Here is a 19037-nt window from a genome sequence, read left to right on the forward strand (position 1 = left end):
GGCGTCATCATTGTTTGTTGCGCAGGAACGTGCGGGCGACGATGTTGAGCGCCAGCACCCCCACAGTGATCAGGAACACACCCGCCCAGGCCAGCTTCTGCCAGTTCTCGTACGGGCTCATCGCGAACTTGAAGATCGTCACCGGCAGGCTGGCCATCGGCTCGTTGAGGTTGCTGGTCCAGAACTGGTTCGACAGTGCCGTGAACAGCAGCGGCGCTGTCTCGCCGGAAATCCGCGCGATCGCCAGCAGCACACCCGTCATCACGCCGGCCCGAGCCGACTTCAAGGTGATCGACAGGATCACCTTCCACTTCGGCGTGCCCAGCGCGTAGGCGGCTTCGCGCATCGCGTTCGGGATCAGGCTGAGCATGTTCTCGGTCGTGCGGATCACCACCGGAATGACGATCATGGCCAGCGCCAGCACCCCGGCGAAGGCCGAGAAATTCCCGACCCGGGCCACCCAGATCGAGTAGACGAACAAGCCCACCACGATCGAAGGCGCCGACAGCAGGATGTCGTTGACGAAGCGCGTGATGCGCCCCAGCCAGGTCGTCTGGCCATATTCCGCCAGGTAGACACCGGCCAGCACGCCGATGGGCGTTCCGAGCAGCGTCGCCAGCGACACCATCGTCAGCGTGCCGAAGATGGCGTTGGCCAGTCCGCCGGTCTCTGCCTGCGGAGGGGGTGTCATCTCGGTGAAGGTCTGCATGTTCAGCCCACCGAGCCCCAGGCGCACCGTCTCGATCAGGATCCAGGTCAGCCAGAACAACCCGAACGCCATCGCCGACAGCGACAGCGTCAGGGCCACCATGTTGACCAGCTTGCGTTTGCGGTGCATCGCGGCGCGCGATGCGTAGAGGGTGTCCTGACGCATCACCGACCCTCGCCTTTCTTGAGCTGCGACAGCAGCACCTTGGAGAACGACAGCACCACGAAGGTGATGAAGAACAGCACCAGACCGAGGTAGATCAGCGAGGCTTGGTGCAGACCAGCTCCCGCTTCGGCGAACTCGTTGGCCAGCGCGGAGGTGATGCTGTTGGCGGCATCGAACAGGGAAATCGAATTGAGCTGGTTCATGTTCCCGATCACGAAGGTCACCGCCATGGTTTCACCCAGTGCACGGCCCAGCCCCAGCATGATCCCGCCGACCACACCAGTCTTCGTGTAGGGCAGGACGACCTTCCAGACCACTTCCCAGGTGGTGGCACCGAGACCGTAGGCGGACTCCTTCAGCATGGGCGGCGTGATCTCGAAGACATCGCGCATCACCGAGGCGATGAACGGAATGATCATGATCGCCAGGATGATGCTGGCCGCCATGATGCCGATGCCCACGGGCGGGCCGGAGAACAGGTCGCCCAGCACCGGCACCCCGGTGAACACGCCTTGCAAGGGTTGCTGGACATATTCGGCCAGCAGCGGCCCGAACACCATCAGACCCCACATGCCGTACACGATGGACGGCACCGCCGCCAGCAGCTCGACCGCGACGCCCAGCGGCCGCTTGAGCCATTTCGGGGACAGCTCGGTCAGGAACAGCGCAATACCGAAGCTCACCGGCACCGCGATCAGCAGCGCGATGAACGAGGTCATCAGCGTGCCGTAGATCATCACCAGGCCGCCATACCGGTCCTGCACGGGATCCCATTCACTGGACCACAGAAACGACAGACCGTATTCACGGATCGCCGGCATGGCGCCGTTCAGCAGGGACACGAGGATCCCGGCCATCAGCGCCAGCGTGAGCCAGGCAGCGCCCTGGGCCAGCACCGCGAACAGCGGATCGGCCCAGGCGTGGCGCTTCACGGTCGGCGCGCTGCGCGCCTCCGAATGCGGCCCCGCGGTCACTTGAAGGCCACTGCCTTGCCGGACGCGTCCTTGATCTCGCCCCACTGCTTGCGCACCAGCGCCTTCAGCGGATCGGGCAGGGACACATATTCGAGTTCGCTGGCCATCTTGTCACCATTGGCGTAGGCCCAGTCGAAGAACTTCAGCGAGGCCGAGCCCTTGTCGGCCTTGGTCTGCACCTTGTGCATCAGGATGAAGGTCGCGCCGGTGATCGGCCAGGACTCCTTGCCGGGCTGGTCGGTCAGCACCTGGTAGAAGGACTTGTTCCAGTCGGCACCTGCGCCGGCTGCCTTGAAGTTGGCGTCGTCCGGCGCGACAAACTGCCCGTCCCGGTTCTTCAGCAGGACATGCGACATCTTGTTCTGCTTGGCGTACGCATATTCGACATAGCCGATCGCATTGGGCAGGCGCATGACAAAGGCCGAGACCCCTTCATTGCCCTTGCCACCTGCGCCCGCGGGCCAGTTCACGGCCGTGCCTTCGCCCACCTTGGATTTCCACTCCGCATTCACCTTGGCCAGATAGTTGGTGAAGAGGAAGGTGGTGCCGGAGCCGTCGGCGCGGCGCACGACCGAGATCGCCGCATCCGGCAGCGGCACGCCCGGATTGAGCGCGGCCAGCGCGGGGTCGTTCCACTTGGTGATCTTGCCGAGGTAGATATTGCCCAGGAGTTCGCCGGTCAGCTTGATCTGGCCCGGCTGGATGCCCTTGATGTTCACCACCGGCACGACACCGCCGATGACGGTCGGAAACTGGATCAGGCCATCCTTGGCCAGTTCGTCGTCCTTGAGCGGCATGTCCGACGCACCAAAATCCACCGTCTTCGCCTGGATCTGGCGGATGCCCGCACCCGATCCGACCGACTGGTAGTTGATCTTGGCGCCAGAGGCCTTGTTGTAGGCATCCGCCCACTTGGCGTAGACCGGTGCCGGGAAGGTGGCACCGGCCCCCGTGGCGTCCTGTGCACTGGCCAGCATGGCCGTGGAAACAAGCGAAACCGCCACCAGAGCCCGACCGCAAACGCTGAATTTCATGAACTGTCCTTGTAGCTGACCACGGCACTCATGCCGGCCGCACGCACTGTAATGTCATTGTGTGACATCTTTGTGACTCGCCACAAAAAACCCCCGGTACCTTGGCAGGTCCGGGGGTTTAGTGCGTGGCCCAGCACAAAGGCCAGGCAAGCATCAAGGCGTCAACGTCTGCGCCATCCGCTCCGCGCAACTGCGCGCCAATCCGGCATCACGCGCCTCCACCATGATGCGCAGCAGAGGCTCCGTGCCAGACGCACGGATCAGCACACGCCCGCTGTCGCCGAGTTCGGCCGTGATGCGCTCCTGCTCGGCCGCCAGCGCCTGGTTGCTCTTCCAGTCCTGGCCGGACGCGAGCCGCACATTGAGCAGCGTCTGCGGAAACAGCTCGACACCGTCCAGTAACTCCGCGAGAGATCGGCAGGACCGCTGCTGCGCCTGGAGCACCTGCAGCGCACTGACGATGCCGTCTCCCGTGGTGTGGCGATCGAGCGCCAGCAGATGGCCGGAGCCTTCTCCACCGAGCTGCCAGCCACGGCGGCTGAGTTCTTCGAGGATGTAGCGGTCACCCACCTTGGCGCGCACGAATTCGATCCCCTTGCGCTTGATCGCCACCTCGACGGCCATGTTCGTCATCAGCGTGCCCACGACACCCGGGACGGCTTCGCCCTGGGCCAGCCGATCGGCGACCATCACATAGAGCAGTTCATCGCCGTTGTAGAGCCGCCCGGCCCCGTCGACCACCTGCAGACGGTCTGCATCGCCGTCGAGTGCAATGCCGTAGTCGGCGCGGTGCTGCTTGACAGCGTCCACCAGCGCTTGCGGCGAGGTCGCGCCCACCCCGTCGTTGATGTTGTAGCCATCCGGCTCGCAGCCGATGCGGATGACTTCGGCCCCAAGCTCATGGAACACATCCGGCGCGATGTGGTAAGCCGCACCGTTGGCGCCATCCACCACGATCTTCAGGCCCTTGAGCGACAGGTCGTTCGAGAAGGTCGACTTGCAGAATTCGAGGTACCGCCCCGGCGCGTCGTTGAGACGGCGTGCACGTCCCAGCGCGCTGGAGTCGCCCCATAGAGGCTCGGCTGCCAGCGCCGCCTCGACCTCTTCTTCCCAGGCGTCGGGCAACTTTTCGCCTCGGGCCGAGAAAAACTTGATGCCATTGTCGGCATACGGGTTGTGCGAGGCGCTGATGACCACCCCCAGGCTCAGGCGCAGGGCACGGGTCAGGTAGGCGACACCCGGCGTGGGCAACGGGCCGGTCAGCAGGACATCGACCCCGGCGGAATTCAAGCCGGCTTCCAGCGCGGACTCCAGCATGTAGCCCGAGACACGGGTGTCCTTGCCGATCAGCACCACCGGCCGCTCATGGGTGGACCGCAGCACCCGACCCACCGCGTTGCCGAGGCGCAGCACGAAGTCTGGCGTGATCGGAAATGTGCCGACAGCACCGCGAATACCGTCTGTCCCAAAATACTTTCTGCTCATGTGAATCCCGTCCCGTCAATCCGTTCAGTCAAGCCGCTGATGTTACCGACGCCAGACGACGGTTCCTTAATGCTGCGCAGGATTGCGCGTCACCCTTCACAGCAAACCTGCCGCAGTCCACACCTTGAGCGCGTCCACCGTCGCCTCGACGTCATGGACACGAAGCACACGTGCACCGCAATGCGCGGCCGCCAGTGCAGCGGCAACACTCGCACTGAGCCGGTCGTCTGCTGCTCGGCCCGTCACTGCACCAAGCGAGGACTTGCGCGACCAGCCGGCCAGCACCGGAAAGCCCAGCTCCAGCAGCACGCGCTGCCCGCGCACCAGCGCAAAGTTGTCTTCCACGCGCTTGCCGAAACCGATGCCTGGGTCAAGCACGATGCGCGTGCGGTCAACGCCGTGCACCATCAGCAGGTCCGACCTTTCCGACAGGAAATCGCGCACCTCAGTGACCACATCGCGGTGAGAGGGGGCCAACTGCATCGTCTTCGGCTCACCCGACATGTGCATCAGACAGATGCCACACCGCGGATGGCGAACGACCACGTCGAGCGCACCTGCAGCCCCCAGTGCGCGGATGTCATTGATGACATCCGCACCGAGATCGAGTGCCCGCTGCATGACCTCAGGCTTGCAGGTGTCGATCGACAGCGGCACGCCCATCGACAGCGCGGCCAGCAGCACCGGTTCGACGCGCTGCCACTCCTGCTCCCAGGGAATCGACGCGGCACCGGGCCGACTCGACTCACCGCCGATGTCCAGCAGATCGGCCCCTTGCCGCAGCAGATGCTCGCAATGGGCAATCGCGGCCGAGGCAGCCGCGCGACCGCCGTCGAAGAATGAATCGGGCGTGACATTGACGATGCCCATGACCCGTACGGTCTGCAGGTCGAGGGAGAAGCGTGTGGTGGCCCACACGACAGGCGTGGGCGTGGGCGTGGGCGTGGGCACAGGTGTGGGTGGGGACAATGTCATTGTCGTGGCGCAATGAAAAAACGGGGCTTGCGCCCCGTTCTTCTTGTCTTGTTGGTGTGTGTCCGTGGTGATCGACCGTGGCCAGGTTCAGGCGGGTGCCGTTGCGTTGCCAGAGCTGATGGAGGGATTCGACGGTCCCCCCGGCGGCTTGTTCACCGACGGAATCCAATCCTTCGGAGGCTTGGGCGGACGCCCGTTCATGATGTCATCGATCTGGTCGGCGTCGATGGTTTCCCATTCCAGCAGGGCCTTCGCCATGACGTGCATCTTGTCCTGACTTTCCTCGATCAGGCGACGGGCCAGCGCGTACTGGTTGTCGATGATGCGGCGAATCTCGGAATCCACCTTCTGCATGGTCTGCTCGGACATGTTGGTGGTCTTGGTCACCGAACGGCCAAGGAAGACCTCGCCCTCGTTGTCCGCATACACCATCGGACCGAGTGCGTCGGTCATGCCGTAGCGCGTCACCATGTCCCGGGCGATCTGGGTGGCACGCTCGAAGTCGTTGCTGGCGCCAGTGGTCATCTGGTTCATGAACACTTCTTCCGCGATCCGTCCACCGAAGAGCACCGAAATCGTGGACAGCATGCGCTCCTTGTCGAGACTGTAGCGGTCCCCTTCGGGCAGTTGCATCGTCACGCCCAGCGCACGGCCTCGCGGAATGATGGTCACCTTGTGCACCGGATCCGTCTTGGGCAGCAGCCGTGCGACCAGCGCGTGGCCCGCCTCGTGGTAGGCCGTGTTCCGACGCTCCTCCTCGGGCATGATCATCGACTTGCGCTCGGGGCCCATCATGATCTTGTCCTTGGCCTTCTCGAAGTCGACCATCTCGACCACGCGACCATTGCGGCGCGCGGCGAACAGGGCCGCTTCGTTGACCAGGTTGGCCAGATCAGCACCAGAAAAACCGGGCGTGCCACGCGCCAGGATGTCGGCGCGGATGTCCTGACCAATCGGGATCTTGCGCATGTGGACGTTGAGGATCTGCTCGCGTCCACGCACGTCCGGCAGGGTCACGTACACCTGACGGTCGAAGCGTCCCGGGCGAAGCAGGGCCGGATCCAAGATGTCTGGCCGGTTGGTCGCCGCCACGACGATCACGCCCAGGTTGGTCTCGAACCCGTCCATCTCGACCAGCATCTGGTTGAGGGTCTGCTCGCGCTCGTCATTGCCACCGCCGAGGCCAGCCCCGCGGTGACGGCCCACTGCATCGATTTCGTCGATGAAGATGATGCAGGGCGCGTTCTTCTTGGCTTGCTCGAACATGTCGCGCACACGGGCTGCACCGACACCGACGAACATTTCCACGAAATCCGAGCCGGAGATCGAGAAGAAGGGAACCTTGGCCTCCCCAGCAATGGACTTCGCCAGCAGCGTCTTGCCCGTCCCCGGAGGACCGACCATCAGCACGCCACGGGGGATGCGGCCGCCGAGTTTCTGGAACTTCTGCGGATCCTTCAGGAAATCCACCAGCTCCTTGACCTCTTCCTTGGCCTCATCGCAACCCGCGACGTCCGCGAACGTCACCGAGTTGTTGGTGTCGTCGAGCATGCGGGCGCGACTCTTGCCGAAGCTGAACGCTCCACCCTTGCCGCCGCCCTGCATCTGGCGCATGAAATAGACCCAGACACCGATCAGCAGCAGCATCGGTCCCCAGGACACCAGCAGGCTGGTCAGCAGCGAAGGCTCGTCGCGGGGCTTGACGCGGAACTTGATGCCGTTGCTGATCAGGTCGCCGACCAGACCGCGGTCCAGATAGGTCGCCGTGGTGCGAATTCTCTTGTCGTCGGTTGTCAGCGCCTCGATTTCAGCGCCACCGGGATTTTCCTGGAGCACCACTTCGCGGATGCGCTTGGAACGCACCTCCTCGAGGAACTCGGAGTACCCGATCTGGTTACCGGCCGTGGCCGTGCGGTCAAACTGCTTGAAAACAGTGAACAGCACCAGCGCTATCACCAGCCACACAGCTACTTTGGAGAACCATTGATTGTTCACCGCGGCTCCTTCTATGATTCGAACACGCCCCAGATCGGGGCCTAGCGTGCCGCCTGGCACACATCTACGCGGTAGATGGAGACGATTCTAGTGCAGTCAACCCCCCGGCAAGCGGATGTTTGACGGGTAACCCTGACCTTGAACAGGGCGGGCGTGCAGTCTCTCACCGGAATTCAGCTTCTCTTGGACGCACTTTTCAGACCTAGACCGACCAGGAAAGTTTCCGCCGATTTGTCGCGTGAAGCCTTGGGCTTGATGGGCTTGACCACGCGAAAATGGTCCTTGAACAGCTTCACCAGCTGCCCATACCCACTGCCGTGAAAGACCTTGCACACGAGCACGCCGTCCGGGCGCAGATGCCCTTGCGCGAACTCGATGGCCAGCTCGATCAGGTGGGCAATGCGCGCCGCATCGCTCACCTCGATGCCGGAGAGATTCGGCGCCATGTCCGACACCACGACATCCACCGCCCGCCCGCCCAGCACACCGACCAGTTGCTGCAGCACGGCGTCCTCGCGGAAATCACCCTGGATGAAATGCACCCCCTCGATCGGCTCGAACTCCAGCAGATCCAGCGCGATGATCGTGCCGTTCAGCTCGCCTGCCGCAGCACCACCGATGCCCGCCTCCTTCGGCGCAAAACGTCTGCGCAGGTACTGGCTCCAGGCACCGGGCGAAGCGCCCAGATCCACCACCACCTGACCAGGCCGGAACAGGTGGAAGGTCTCGTCGATTTCCTTGAGCTTGTAGGCCGCGCGGGCACGATAACCGTCGCGTTTGGACTGCCGGACGTAGGGATCGGTCAGGTGCTCGTTGAGCCACGCCTTGTTGATCTTCTTGCTTTTACTGTCGATCTTCATATCGCAACGATAATAGCGGCATGGCTGCCATCCAATTGACCCCGGCCCAGCGCAAGGAACACCGCGCTGAGGCACACCACCTCGACCCCGTCGTCATGATCGGGTCCGAAGGACTCACTCCTGCCGTTCTCAAGGAGATCGACTCTGCCCTCAATGCCCACGGGCTCATCAAGGTCCGCGTCTTCAGCGACGACCGTGCGGCACGCGAGGCCCTGCTGAGCTCGCTCGCCGACGAACTGGAGGCCGCGCCGATCCAGCACATCGGCAAGCTGCTGGTGCTCTGGCGCCCGCTGCCGGCCAAGGAAGAGCGAGACGGCTCGGCCGACCGGCGTGCTGCAGCGCCCCGCGTGGTGAAGCTGCTGACCTTCTCCAAGAGCGGCTCGCAGCGCGCCCAGGTCAAGAAACTCACTATCTTCGGCAACCAGCGGCTGACCGCCGGCGGCATCGTCAAACGGTCCAAGAAGCGCCTCATCGGTGCCAAGAAGCGCGCCCAGAGCAGCGAATGACCCCACCGCGGGCCACACGCCCGCCCGCATCCTCGACACCTGGACCCCGACATCGGGGTTCTTTCGTTTCTTACCGCAGGTAACGCTTTCCGCAAGACGCTCAGTGTGTCCCGGCGCATCGCCAGACCAGCCCCAGCAACAACAGGCCCTTCAGCGCGAACAGCGCGCTGGAGATCCCGTGCAACACACCGAAGCTCAGCCGCCCCTGCCCTGCACGGGCGGCTTCCATCATGGGCTGCAGCGCGAAGTAGCCCAGCACGGTGCAGAACAGCGCCCCGAGCACCAGCAGCAGGTTCACCGACAGCACCGACCCCTGACCAGCCCGCACGCGCAAGGACGCCAGGCGCCGCTCGATCAGGAACAGCGCTGCAGCAAACCCCAGCGCCGCATGGGCTTCAATGCGGAACAGGTTGCCCGCCAGTCGCCCGGCATCGGCACGCTCCAGCCCGGCAAACAGCACGGGCGCCGCCACGGCTGCCAGCGTCGCCACCAGGCCCAGCCACAACGCGGCCAGCACGGTTCGGAATCGACTCAGCATGGTGGATGGCCAGATCAGGTGTAGCGCACTTCGATGACTTCGTAGTTCTTGGCACCACCCGGCGCATTCACCACCGCGACGTCGCCGGCTTCCTTGCCGATCAGCGCGCGCGCAATGGGGGATCCGACCGAGATGCGACCGAACTTGATGTCCGCCTCATCCTCGCCGACGATCTGGTAGGTCACGGCATCACCCGTCTCTTCTTCCTCCAGATCGACCGTGGCACCGAACACGATCCGCCCGCCCGCGTTGAGCGTGCTGGGATCGATCACCTGTCCGACCGCCAGCTTGCCTTCGACTTCCAGGATGCGGCCTTCGATGAAGCCCTGCTTGTCCTTGGCCGCTTCGTACTCGGCGTTTTCGGACAAGTCCCCCTGCGCGCGGGCCTCGGCGATCGCATTGATCACCCAGGGCCGCTCCACGGTCTTGAGGCGGTGCAGCTCGGCCTTGAGCAGCTCGGCGCCGCGCTTGGTCAACGGAATCGTGGCCATGGTTCTTCTAACTCTCTCGCTCGGTGATCGGATTGGAGGGACAAAAACGAGCCGCCGCCAGCTCCCCTGCGGAGTGCCGGCGGCGGCGTTGACTCAGGGCGCCGAGTTTAGATCAGTTCCGCATGCAGCTCTTGCAGGGAAACAACCGAGAGCCCGTCCTGGTGCTTGAGCGCCTCGGTGGCGGCTTCGCAGCCGGCCATCGTGGTGTAGTAGGTCACCCGGTTGGCCAGCGCGGCGGTGCGGATGTGGCGCGAATCGGCGATCGCCGTGCGCGTCTCGTCCACCGTCGTGAAGACGAGCTGGATCTCGCCCGACTTGATGGTGTCGGCGATGTGCGGACGGCCGTCCTTGACCTTGTTGACGACCTTGACCGGGATGCCGGCGGCGGCGATGGCGCCGGCCGTGCCCTTGGTCGCCACGATGCCGAAGCCCAGCGCGTGCAGGTCGCGGGCGATCGCCACGGCGCGGGGATGGTCCTTGGTCTTGACCGAGATCACCACGTTGCCGCTGCGCGGCAGGCGCGAGCCGGCGCCGAGCTGGCTCTTGAGCATCGCCTCGGCGAAGGTCTTGCCCACGCCCATCACTTCGCCGGTCGAGCGCATTTCCGGGCTGAGGATCGGGTCCACGCCAGGGAACTTGTTGAACGGGAAGACGGCTTCCTTGACGCTGAAGTACGGCGGGATGACCTCGTGTGGCACCTGGCCGTTCGGATCCTTCTGCTCGGCCAGCAACTGGCCGGCCATGCAGCGTGCGGCGATCTTGGCCAGCGGCTGGCCAGTGGCCTTCGACACGTAGGGCACGGTGCGCGAGGCACGCGGGTTCACTTCCAGCACGTAGACGGTGCAGGCATCCAGCCCGGCCGTCACGTCGCCCTGGATCGCGAACTGCACGTTCATCAGGCCGACCACCTTCAGCGCCTTGGCCATCAGCGCGGTCTGGCGGCGCAGTTCGTCCTGCAGCACGGCCGACAACGTGTACGGCGGCAGCGAGCAGGCCGAGTCACCGGAGTGGACCCCCGCCTGCTCGATGTGCTCCATGATCCCGCCGATCATCACCGCGCCGCTGGCGTCGGCGATGCAATCCACGTCCACTTCCACCGCGTCATCGAGGAAGCGGTCCAGCAGCACCGGCGACTTGTCGGAGACACGCACCGCTTCGCGCATGTAGCGTTCCAGATCCTTGTCGCCGTGCACGATTTCCATTGCCCGGCCGCCCAGCACGTAGCTCGGGCGCACGACCAGCGGATAGCCGATCTCGTTGGCCAGCGCCAGCGCGGCGTCTTCGGTGCGCGCGGTGCGGTTGGGCGGCTGCTTCAGGCCGACGGCATGCAGCAGCTTCTGGAAGCGCTCGCGGTCTTCGGCCACGTCGATCGAGTCCGGGCTGGTGCCGATGATGGGCACGCCGTTGGCTTCGAGGTCGAGGGCGAGCTTCAGTGGCGTCTGGCCGCCGTACTGCACGATCACGCCGACCGGACGCTCCTTGTCCACGATCTCCAGCACGTCTTCGAGCGTCACCGGCTCGAAGTACAGGCGGTCGGAGGTGTCGTAGTCGGTCGAGACGGTCTCGGGGTTGCAGTTGACCATGATGGTCTCGTAGCCGTCTTCGCGCATGGCGAGGGCGGCGTGGACGCAGCAGTAGTCGAACTCGATGCCCTGGCCGATCCGGTTCGGACCGCCGCCCAGCACCATGATCTTCTTGTTCGTCGTCGGCGCTGCCTCGCACTCGCCGTCCGTGTTTTCGTAGCACGAGTACAGGTAAGCGGTCTGCGTGGCGAACTCGGCGGCGCAGGTATCCACGCGCTTGTAGACGGGACGCACTCCGAGCACATGGCGGCGGCGGCGCAGGTCATGCTGGTTGGTGCCCATCAGCTTGGCCAGGCGCTTGTCCGAGAAGCCCTTCTTCTTCAGGAAGCGCATCTCGTCGGCGCTCAGGCTGTCCAGCGTGCGCGCCTTGACCAGGGTTTCGGTGGCGACGATCTGCTCGATCTGCGCCAGGAACCACGGGTCGATCGCGGTTTCCTCGAACACCTCGTCCAGCGTCAGCCCCAAGCGGAAGGCGTCGCCCACATACAGGATGCGCTCCGGACCCGCTTCGCCGATCTCCTCGACGATCTCGTCGCGGTCGGTCGAGCGCTCGGTCAGGCCGTCGATGCCGGTTTCCAGGCCGCGCAGGGCCTTCTGGAACGACTCCTGGAAGGTGCGGCCCATCGCCATCACCTCGCCGACCGATTTCATCTGCGTCGTCAGGTGCGAGTCGGCCTGCGGGAACTTCTCGAAGGCGAAGCGGGGGATCTTGGTGACGACATAGTCGATCGACGGCTCGAACGACGCCGGGGTGGCGCCGCCGGTGATGTCGTTCTTCAGCTCATCCAGCGTGTAGCCGACCGCCAGCTTGGCGGCGATCTTGGCGATCGGGAAGCCCGTGGCCTTCGACGCCAGCGCGGAGGAGCGCGACACCCGCGGGTTCATCTCGATGACGACCATGCGGCCGTCCTTCGGGTTGATCGAGAACTGCACGTTCGAGCCGCCCGTGTCCACGCCGATCTCGCGCAGGATGTCGATCGAGGCGTTGCGCAGGAGCTGGTATTCGCGGTCGGTGAGCGTCTGCGCTGGGGCGACGGTGATCGAGTCGCCGGTGTGGATGCCCATCGGGTCGAGGTTCTCGATCGAGCAGACGATGATGCAGTTGTCCGCCTTGTCGCGGACCACTTCCATCTCGTATTCCTTCCAGCCGATCAGCGATTCCTCGATCAGCAGCTCCTTCGTCGGCGAGAGGTCGAGGCCGCGCTTGCAGATGGTCTCGAACTCTTCCGAGTTGTAGGCGATGCCGCCGCCGGTGCCGCCGAGCGTGAAGCTCGGGCGGATCACCATCGGGAAGCCGCTGCCGCCGATCTCGGCCTGGATGGCCTTCTGGACCGCCAGCGCTTCCTCCATCGAGTGCGCGATGCCGGATTTCGCGGAGCCGAGACCGATCTTGGTCATCGCGTCCTTGAACTTCAGGCGGTCCTCGGCCTTCTCGATGGCGTGCTCGTTGGCGCCGATCATCTCGACGCCGTACTTCGCCAGCACGCCGTGCTTGTGCAGGTCGAGCGCGCAGTTCAGCGCCGTCTGGCCACCCATGGTCGGCAGGATCGCGTCGGGGCGCTCCTTGGCGATGATCTTCTCGACCACCTGCCAGGTGATCGGCTCGATGTAGGTCACGTCCGCCGTGTTCGGGTCGGTCATGATGGTCGCCGGGTTCGAGTTGACCAGGATGACCTTGTAGCCCTCTTCGCGCAGGGCCTTGCACGCCTGGGCGCCGGAGTAGTCGAACTCGCAGGCCTGGCCGATGATGATCGGGCCGGCGCCGATGATGAGGATGGATTTCAGGTCGGAACGCTTGGGCATGGGCTTCTTCTGAGTTCTGTGAGTTCTGGGAGTTCTGTCACGCTGAGGCGGTGTTCACGCGGACACCTGCTTCAGGACGTCCATGATTTTGGGGATGTCGCCATCACGGCTGGCGACTTCAAGCTGGTTGTGGTGTGCGGCGACACAGTGGAAGAGATCAAACGAGCGCTTGTCGAGCTTGGGCTTGCTGGCATCGCCGAGGGCCTGCACATGGGCGTAAGCGCGTGCCGCCAGCACCGCATCCTCCCGCTTGACTTCAAGTTCCAGGAATTGGTCGAGCGCGCTTTTCACCGATTCGAGCGGCTGGCGACGAACGCCGCGCAGGACTTCGTAACGGATCAGCGGCGTGATGGCCAAGCGGATGTCCGGCTCGGTCAGCAACTCGCGCAGCCGCGCGCGCGCCGCTTCATGCAGCGCATTGCCCGGCTCGGCGTCCAGGGCGCCGATGAGCAGGTTGGTGTCGAGCAGGTAGCCCGTCGTCATGACGGATCCCCATCCGCTGGCCGATCGAGCAGATCCAGGAGCGCCTGCTTGGCCGCCCGCTGATCAGACGCCAGCAGGTCCTCGCGCTTGAACTGGTTCAGGTCCACGCCAAAGGCGTCGTCCAGCACGTCGGCCAGCAACCGATTGACCGGGGTCGGGATCGGGTGCGAGCGCACCACGCCGTCGGGATCGCGCGCCAGCCGATACGCCTCACCCTCGTGCAGACGAGCGAGCACCAGCGGCGAGTGCGTGGCCACGAAGAAGGTGGTCTTCGGAAAGATCGCCTTCAGTTGCCCGAGGATGCGCGACTGCCACTGTGCGTGCAGGTGGCTCTCGATCTCGTCGATGAACACCACGCCGGGGACGTGGCGCAGGTTCACCTCATTCGTCCACGCGCTGTAGCCCGCGACGATGCTCTGGATCAGCTTGACCAGCGCGAGGAAGCCAGAGCTGAGTTCGGAGAGTTCGCGGTCCTGACCTTCAATTTTCAGGAACACGCGCTCATCGCCGTCGATCTGCAAGCCTTTGGGGTCGATGCGGGCATCTACCTCGTGCAGCGCCTGCATCACGGCGTCGATGTCCACTTGACGGGAGTCGGCAGACTTCTGGTAGCTGTTTACCGACTGCGCTCGGGTCACAAACCATTGACGCGAGTCGTGTCTAGCCCCGTAGTCCCTCAACTTATTCTCGGTCAACGCAGTGAATGCCTCTTCGAAATAGGCCGCACGACGAGAAGCAAAAGTGCCAAGCTTCTGCTTACCAGACAAAACTGCCGGCAAATAAGCGCGAGCGCCAGCAGACAAGAACACCACAGGCGTGTCAGAGAACTCGCCCTGCTGGAGTGGAAAGTCTTCCCAGACCAAGATTGAACCTAAACCGGCACTAGCCACCACGTCGCGCTCACCTACGCGAATCCTAGAAACGCCGAGTGAAGAAAATGGCCGGTCCTTCGCAACCTCAGCAAACGGACTCGAATAGACCATGAACAGCAGGTACAGCGCCTCCAGACACTTCGTCTTGCCGACCCCATTCGCACCCAGAAAAGCGAACACACGGCTGCGCGTGTCAAGCCGAAGCTCGACCCGACCGACCCCTTGCAGGCCCTCGATCAGCACATGGTTCAGCTTTTCCGGACGCATCACGCCGCCTTCTGGGCCGCCATCAACGCGGTGAACCGGTCGAACAGGTAGGCAATGTCGTGGGGGCCGGGCGACGCTTCCGGGTGACCCTGGAAGCAGAACGCCGGCTTGTCGGTGCGGGCCAGGCCTTGCAGCGTGCCGTCGAACAGGCTCACGTGGGTCGGGCGCAGGTTGGCGGGCAGCGTCTCGGCGTCCACCGCAAAACCGTGGTTCTGGCTGGTGATCGACACGCGGCCGGTGTCCAGGTCCTTCACCGGGTGGTTCGCGCCGTGGTGACCGAACTTCATCTTGAAGGTCTTCGCCCCCGAGGCCAGCGCCATGATCTGGTGGCCCAGGCAGATGCCGAAGGTCGGGATGCCGGTCTCGATCAGTTCGCGCGCGGCGGCGATCGCGTAGTCACAGGGCTCCGGATCACCAGGGCCGTTCGACAGGAAGATGCCGTCCGGCTGGTAGGCGAGCACGTCGGCGGCCGAGGTCTTCGCCGGCACCACCGTCACCTTGCAGCCCCGCTCGGCGAGCATGCGCAGGATGTTGCGCTTGACGCCGAAGTCGTAGGCGACCACGTGGAAGGTCGGTGCGGTCTGCTGACCGAAGCCGGGTTGGCCGTCTGCAGCGAACAGCTGCCATTCGGTCTCGGTCCAGACTTCCGGCGCGCGGCGCGTGACGACCTGCGCCAGATCCTGACCGGCCATGCTCGGCGCACGACGGGCCAGCGCGACGGCTTCGTCGATCATCGCCTGCGTCACAACGGTGTCAGCCGGGAAACCCATGATGCAGCCGTTCTGCGCGCCCTTCGTGCGCAGGATGCGGGTCAGACGACGGGTGTCGAGGTCGGCGATGGCGACGGTGCCTTCGCGCACGAGGTACTCCGACAGCGTCATCGACTGGCGGAAGTTGGAGGAACGAACGGGCAGATCCTTGATGATCAGACCGGCGGCATGGACTTTCGAGGCCTCGACATCCTGCGCGTTGACGCCGTAATTGCCGATGTGCGGATACGTGAGGGTCACGATCTGCCGGCAATAGCTCGGGTCAGTGAGGATTTCCTGGTAGCCGGTGAGGGCGGTGTTGAACACCACTTCACCGACCGTGTGACCGGCAGCGCCGATCGAGGTGCCTTGAAAGACCGTGCCGTCTGCGAGTGCGAGGATAGCGGGGGGCAGGACGGGCAGCACGGGAACTCCGGATAGAGCGCACCCAGCGCGGCTTCGGACCGTTCGTGTACTGCGATGGCACACGGGCGACAGGCGCCAGTCCGAAAATGACAATGAAGAGCAGACGCTGGGCGGCGTTGTTGGCGGGCAAACCTGTGGATTATAGCCGGCCGGGGGTTTTCCCGGCCAGTCCCTGTCTTCCAATGGCCTACGAGCGGCCCACGAGCGCATGGCCTCTCGTGCGGTCCTGCGCAGCCCCCCCGTGGATCAAGGGTCGCCACTGGCGCATCGGTACAAGTTGGCCACCAGCGGTGATCAGGTCACCCCCCAATGGGGGCCTCCCCATCGATGCAGGTGTTTTCATTTCGAGTCTGATTGCTAAGGTGACGACAGGAAACGACGCAGCGGGCAAACGCCACGTCAGATTCCCATCCGCAACAAACCTTTGACTGGAAGCTCACATGCAAAAGACCCTGACCTCCCTGGCCGCCGGCCTGCTGCTGGCTGCACTCGGCACCGGCGCCCAAGCCCAGAACCTGATCACCAACGGCGACTTCGAGACCCCCCTGGTCGCGATGGACTCGTTCGAGACCTTCTCCAACCTCGGCGGCTACGCCGCGACGCTGTGGGGCTCGGACTCCTCCAGCGGCACCCACAAGATCGTGGATGTGGCGGGCAACCAGTTCATGCAGTTCGGCGGCGGCGACTCGGCCTACACGTCCTTCGGCGTCACCACCGGTGGCGACTACATGCTGAACTTCGACTACAACGGATCCGGCTTCTGGGCGCTCTACAACCAGGATCTGTCGAGCTACGTCTCGCCCGGCCCGCTGGTCCAGTTCAACGGCACGGGAACCGACATGACCCTGCTGACGCTGTCGGGCAACACCAGCTACAAGCTGTTCTTCGGCTCGGTCGGCGCAGGTCTGCCGGGATTGGTCACCGGCATGGAACTCGACAACGTGTCGATCACGGCCGTGACCCCGGTACCGGAACCCGAGAGCTACGCCATGCTGGTGGCCGGTCTGGGCGTGCTGGGCTTCATGAGCCGTCGTCGCCAGCAGCGCTGAGCGGATCGATGGAGAGGCGGCGTCCGGTGACGCCGCCGCGAAGGGCGCCCTGGGGGGCGCCTTTTTTCGTTCTTCGTTCAGCGGTGTTCACGCATGGGGATGCACGACCACCTTGCCCTTGACCTGACGCGACGCCATGCGCTGGATGGCGTCGCGTGCGCCGTCCAGACCGACCCGCTCGCTGATGACCGGCCGGATGCGCCCCTCGGCAAACCAGGCCGCGAGTTGCTGCATGTTGGCCAGGTGGGTTGCCGGGTCTCGGCGCACCGCATCACCCCAGAACACGCCCAGGATCGCCCGCTCCTTGAGCAAGGTCAGATTGAGCGGCACCTTCGGGATCGCCCCCGCGGCGAAACCGACCACCAGGTAGCGCCCGCGCCACGCCGTGGCCCGCAATGCGGGCTCCGTGTAGTCGCCGCCCACCGGGTCATAGACCATCTGCACGCCCTGCCCGTCCGTCAGCGCATCCACGCGCTTGCGCAGGTCTTCAGTGCTGTAGTTGACGCACTCGTCCGCGCCGACAGAGCGGCACAGGTCCAGCTTGTCCTGGCTGGACGCGGCGGCGATGACGCGGGCACCCATCTGCTTGGCAATCTCGATCGCCGCCAGCCCCACGCCACCCGCGGCACCTAGCACCAGCAACGTGTCTCCGGCCTGCAGATGCCCGACGTCCTTGAGTGCATGCAGCGACGTGCCATAGGTCAGCACCAGCGCGGCGCCGGTGTCCATGTCCATGCCTTCGGGCATCGGCATCACCTGGCGGGCGTTGACGACGGCCTGCTCGGCAAAGGCGCCGTGGCCGCAGAAGCTGATCACGCGCTGCCCGATCCGAAGGTGGCGAACCCCTTCGCCGATCGCTTCGACCACGCCCGCCAGTTCCGCCCCCGGCGAAAACGGCAGCGCAGGCTTGACCTGGTACAGCCCCTGGACGATCAGCGCATCGGGGAAGTTGACCGCCGCCGACTCGACACGGATGCGCACCTCGCCCGCGCCAGGTTCGGGGGCCGCCACGTCGAGCACGCGCAGTTGCGCGATCGGGCCATAGGATTCACAGATCAGGGCGCGCATGGGAGGTCTCCGGCAGGTGGTTCGGCAAGGCCCGAAGTCTGCCGGGGCCGGTGCGGACGCCCTGACACCCGCGTGACAGCTCAGCCGCCGAACGCCAGCCGTCCCAGCCACCACCCCAGCGCCACCGCAGCCAGCGCGCCGAGCAGGTGTGCGGCGCTGTGCAGCAAGGCCAGCGGCACATTCCCCGCTTGCAGCAAGGCCAGCGATTCGCCTGAAAAAGACGAGAACGTCGTCAAGCCACCGAGGAAGCCGGTGACGACCAACAGTCGGCTGTTAGTAGCTTCTGGATGGAGACGGAACCAGACCAGCGCGAGTCCGATCAGGAAGCCGCCCACGACGTTGACCACCAGCGTGCCCAGCGGAAAGCCGGCGACGACGAAACCCAGCCGCAGCCCCGCCTGCCAGCGCAGCAACGCGCCGAGCGAAGCGCCCAGCGCCACCGCAGCCGCCTGCACCAGCATCGGCTGCACCACGTTCAGGCGCCGGTGGCGTTGCCGGAGACGATGCCCCAGCGCTGCAGCGCCGCGTCGTCGCTGACGCGGGCATCGACCCAGCGGGCGCCGTCGGCCGTGGTTTCCTTCTTCCAGAACGGCGCCTCGGACTTGAGGTAGTCCATCAGGAACTCGCAGGCCTGGAAGGACTCGCCGCGGTGCATCGACGTGACCGCCACCAGCACGATCTGGTCGGCGATCTGCAGCGGGCCGACACGGTGGATGACCCGCACGCCGCGGATGTCGAAGCGGCGGAAGGCGTCGTCGATCATCGCCTCGATGCTGCGCTCGGTCATGCCGGGGTAGTGCTCCAGCTCCATCGCGCTGATCGAGCCGGCGTCGGGCTGGCCGGCGTGGCGGTCGCGCACGGTGCCGACGAAGGTGGCGATGGCGCCGACGCCCGCGTCACCGTGGCGCAGCGCGGCGACTTCGGCGGAGAGGTCGAAGTCCTCGGTCTGGATGGAGACGCTGGACAGGCGGGGCGACGGCAACAGCAGCGAGGACGACGACATCG

18 protein-coding genes are annotated in these 19037 nt (G+C 64.9%); 2 read left to right on the top strand and 16 right to left on the bottom strand.

The window, feature by feature from the left end; genetic code table 11:
* Window positions 1-7: 7 nt before the first annotated feature.
* The 7 genes from pstA to U5O44_RS04870 form a co-directional block, all read right to left on the bottom strand.
* Entirely contained in the window at window positions 8-874 is an 867-nt protein-coding gene (pstA, locus tag U5O44_RS04840; RefSeq protein ID WP_322587334.1) for a phosphate ABC transporter permease PstA, read from the bottom strand.
* Window positions 874-1848, bottom strand: a complete 975-nt coding sequence (gene pstC, locus U5O44_RS04845; protein WP_416222127.1) for a phosphate ABC transporter permease PstC — start codon at window positions 1846-1848, stop codon at window positions 874-876. The genes pstA and pstC overlap by 1 nt, the downstream gene beginning before the upstream one ends.
* Complete coding sequence (gene pstS / locus U5O44_RS04850) at window positions 1845-2882, bottom strand: phosphate ABC transporter substrate-binding protein PstS (RefSeq protein ID WP_322587336.1); 1038 nt, start codon at window positions 2880-2882, stop codon at window positions 1845-1847. Before pstS ends, pstC begins: the two co-directional genes overlap by 4 nt.
* 153 nt (window positions 2883-3035) lie before the next feature.
* Complete coding sequence (gene glmM / locus U5O44_RS04855; protein ID WP_322587337.1) at window positions 3036-4367, bottom strand: phosphoglucosamine mutase; 1332 nt, start codon at window positions 4365-4367, stop codon at window positions 3036-3038.
* Between the two features lie 96 nt (window positions 4368-4463).
* Window positions 4464-5342: a dihydropteroate synthase gene (folP, locus tag U5O44_RS04860; protein ID WP_322587338.1), complete on the bottom strand. Its 879-nt coding sequence runs from the start codon at window positions 5340-5342 to the stop codon at window positions 4464-4466.
* Window positions 5343-5429: 87 nt separating this feature from the next.
* On the bottom strand, window positions 5430-7337 hold the full coding sequence (gene ftsH, locus U5O44_RS04865) for an ATP-dependent zinc metalloprotease FtsH (RefSeq protein ID WP_322587339.1): 1908 nt from the start codon (window positions 7335-7337) through the stop codon (window positions 5430-5432).
* A 173-nt stretch (window positions 7338-7510) separates the two neighbouring features.
* Window positions 7511-8197 (bottom strand): RlmE family RNA methyltransferase, encoded by a 687-nt coding sequence (locus U5O44_RS04870; RefSeq protein ID WP_322587340.1) that lies wholly within the window; start codon window positions 8195-8197, stop codon window positions 7511-7513.
* A gap of 20 nt (window positions 8198-8217) precedes the next feature.
* Here U5O44_RS04870 and U5O44_RS04875 point away from each other — a divergent pair, with 20 nt between their 5' ends.
* On the top strand, window positions 8218-8703 hold the full coding sequence (locus tag U5O44_RS04875; RefSeq protein WP_322587341.1) for a YhbY family RNA-binding protein: 486 nt from the start codon (window positions 8218-8220) through the stop codon (window positions 8701-8703).
* A gap of 100 nt (window positions 8704-8803) precedes the next feature.
* On the opposite strand, the gene U5O44_RS04880 is transcribed toward U5O44_RS04875, so the two are convergent.
* The 6 genes from U5O44_RS04880 to carA all read right to left on the bottom strand — a co-directional run bounded on the left by U5O44_RS04880 (window position 8804) and on the right by carA (window position 15915).
* Window positions 8804-9241, bottom strand: a complete 438-nt coding sequence (locus U5O44_RS04880; protein ID WP_322587342.1) for a DUF4149 domain-containing protein — start codon at window positions 9239-9241, stop codon at window positions 8804-8806.
* Between the two features lie 14 nt (window positions 9242-9255).
* Window positions 9256-9732, bottom strand: a complete 477-nt coding sequence (gene greA, locus U5O44_RS04885) for a transcription elongation factor GreA (RefSeq protein WP_322587343.1) — start codon at window positions 9730-9732, stop codon at window positions 9256-9258.
* Window positions 9733-9839: 107 nt separating this feature from the next.
* Window positions 9840-13118: a carbamoyl-phosphate synthase large subunit gene (carB, locus tag U5O44_RS04890; protein ID WP_322587344.1), complete on the bottom strand. Its 3279-nt coding sequence runs from the start codon at window positions 13116-13118 to the stop codon at window positions 9840-9842.
* A 54-nt stretch (window positions 13119-13172) separates the two neighbouring features.
* Window positions 13173-13601 (bottom strand): type II toxin-antitoxin system VapC family toxin, encoded by a 429-nt coding sequence (locus tag U5O44_RS04895; protein ID WP_322587345.1) that lies wholly within the window; start codon window positions 13599-13601, stop codon window positions 13173-13175.
* Window positions 13598-14740, bottom strand: coding sequence for an AAA family ATPase (locus U5O44_RS04900; protein ID WP_322587346.1), 1143 nt, complete (start codon window positions 14738-14740; stop codon window positions 13598-13600). The genes U5O44_RS04895 and U5O44_RS04900 overlap by 4 nt, the downstream gene beginning before the upstream one ends.
* Complete coding sequence (carA, locus tag U5O44_RS04905; protein ID WP_322587347.1) at window positions 14740-15915, bottom strand: glutamine-hydrolyzing carbamoyl-phosphate synthase small subunit; 1176 nt, start codon at window positions 15913-15915, stop codon at window positions 14740-14742. The genes U5O44_RS04900 and carA overlap by 1 nt, the downstream gene beginning before the upstream one ends.
* A gap of 440 nt (window positions 15916-16355) precedes the next feature.
* On the opposite strand from carA, the gene U5O44_RS04910 reads away from it, so the two are divergent.
* Window positions 16356-16964, top strand: coding sequence for a PEP-CTERM sorting domain-containing protein (locus tag U5O44_RS04910; protein ID WP_322587348.1), 609 nt, complete (start codon window positions 16356-16358; stop codon window positions 16962-16964).
* Window positions 16965-17051: 87 nt separating this feature from the next.
* On the opposite strand, the gene U5O44_RS04915 is transcribed toward U5O44_RS04910, so the two are convergent.
* The 3 genes from U5O44_RS04915 to U5O44_RS04925 all read right to left on the bottom strand — a co-directional run bounded on the left by U5O44_RS04915 (window position 17052) and on the right by U5O44_RS04925 (window position 19035).
* On the bottom strand, window positions 17052-18032 hold the full coding sequence (locus tag U5O44_RS04915; protein ID WP_322587349.1) for an NADPH:quinone oxidoreductase family protein: 981 nt from the start codon (window positions 18030-18032) through the stop codon (window positions 17052-17054).
* Between the two features lie 80 nt (window positions 18033-18112).
* Complete coding sequence (crcB, locus tag U5O44_RS04920) at window positions 18113-18493, bottom strand: fluoride efflux transporter CrcB (RefSeq protein ID WP_322588465.1); 381 nt, start codon at window positions 18491-18493, stop codon at window positions 18113-18115.
* Between the two features lie 14 nt (window positions 18494-18507).
* A complete protein-coding gene (locus U5O44_RS04925; RefSeq protein ID WP_322587350.1) occupies window positions 18508-19035 on the bottom strand; it encodes a molybdenum cofactor biosynthesis protein MoaE in 528 nt (175 codons plus the stop codon).
* Window positions 19036-19037 lie beyond the last annotated feature (2 nt).

Origin of the sequence: Sphaerotilus sp. (assembly GCF_034519685.1) — a bacterium.
GTDB lineage: Bacteria > Pseudomonadota > Gammaproteobacteria > Burkholderiales > Burkholderiaceae_C > Sphaerotilus.

What these genes read in the sequence shown, in the direction of transcription:
- pstA (WP_322587334.1), bottom strand. Translation starts at nt 874, where the DNA reads ATGCGTCAGGACACCCTCTACGCATCGCGCGCCGCGATGCACCGCAAA.
- pstS (WP_322587336.1), bottom strand. Translation starts at nt 2,882, where the DNA reads ATGAAATTCAGCGTTTGCGGTCGGGCTCTGGTGGCGGTTTCGCTTGTT.
- glmM (WP_322587337.1), bottom strand. Translation starts at nt 4,367, where the DNA reads ATGAGCAGAAAGTATTTTGGGACAGACGGTATTCGCGGTGCTGTCGGC.
- folP (WP_322587338.1), bottom strand. Translation starts at nt 5,342, where the DNA reads ATGACATTGTCCCCACCCACACCTGTGCCCACGCCCACGCCCACGCCC.
- U5O44_RS04870 (WP_322587340.1), bottom strand. Translation starts at nt 8,197, where the DNA reads ATGAAGATCGACAGTAAAAGCAAGAAGATCAACAAGGCGTGGCTCAAC.
- U5O44_RS04875 (WP_322587341.1), top strand. Translation starts at nt 8,218, where the DNA reads ATGGCTGCCATCCAATTGACCCCGGCCCAGCGCAAGGAACACCGCGCT.
- U5O44_RS04880 (WP_322587342.1), bottom strand. Translation starts at nt 9,241, where the DNA reads ATGCTGAGTCGATTCCGAACCGTGCTGGCCGCGTTGTGGCTGGGCCTG.
- greA (WP_322587343.1), bottom strand. Translation starts at nt 9,732, where the DNA reads ATGGCCACGATTCCGTTGACCAAGCGCGGCGCCGAGCTGCTCAAGGCC.
- carB (WP_322587344.1), bottom strand. Translation starts at nt 13,118, where the DNA reads ATGCCCAAGCGTTCCGACCTGAAATCCATCCTCATCATCGGCGCCGGC.
- U5O44_RS04895 (WP_322587345.1), bottom strand. Translation starts at nt 13,601, where the DNA reads ATGACGACGGGCTACCTGCTCGACACCAACCTGCTCATCGGCGCCCTG.
- U5O44_RS04900 (WP_322587346.1), bottom strand. Translation starts at nt 14,740, where the DNA reads ATGCGTCCGGAAAAGCTGAACCATGTGCTGATCGAGGGCCTGCAAGGG.
- U5O44_RS04910 (WP_322587348.1), top strand. Translation starts at nt 16,356, where the DNA reads ATGCAAAAGACCCTGACCTCCCTGGCCGCCGGCCTGCTGCTGGCTGCA.
- U5O44_RS04915 (WP_322587349.1), bottom strand. Translation starts at nt 18,032, where the DNA reads ATGCGCGCCCTGATCTGTGAATCCTATGGCCCGATCGCGCAACTGCGC.
- crcB (WP_322588465.1), bottom strand. Translation starts at nt 18,493, where the DNA reads ATGCTGGTGCAGGCGGCTGCGGTGGCGCTGGGCGCTTCGCTCGGCGCG.
- U5O44_RS04925 (WP_322587350.1), bottom strand. Translation starts at nt 19,035, where the DNA reads ATGTCGTCGTCCTCGCTGCTGTTGCCGTCGCCCCGCCTGTCCAGCGTC.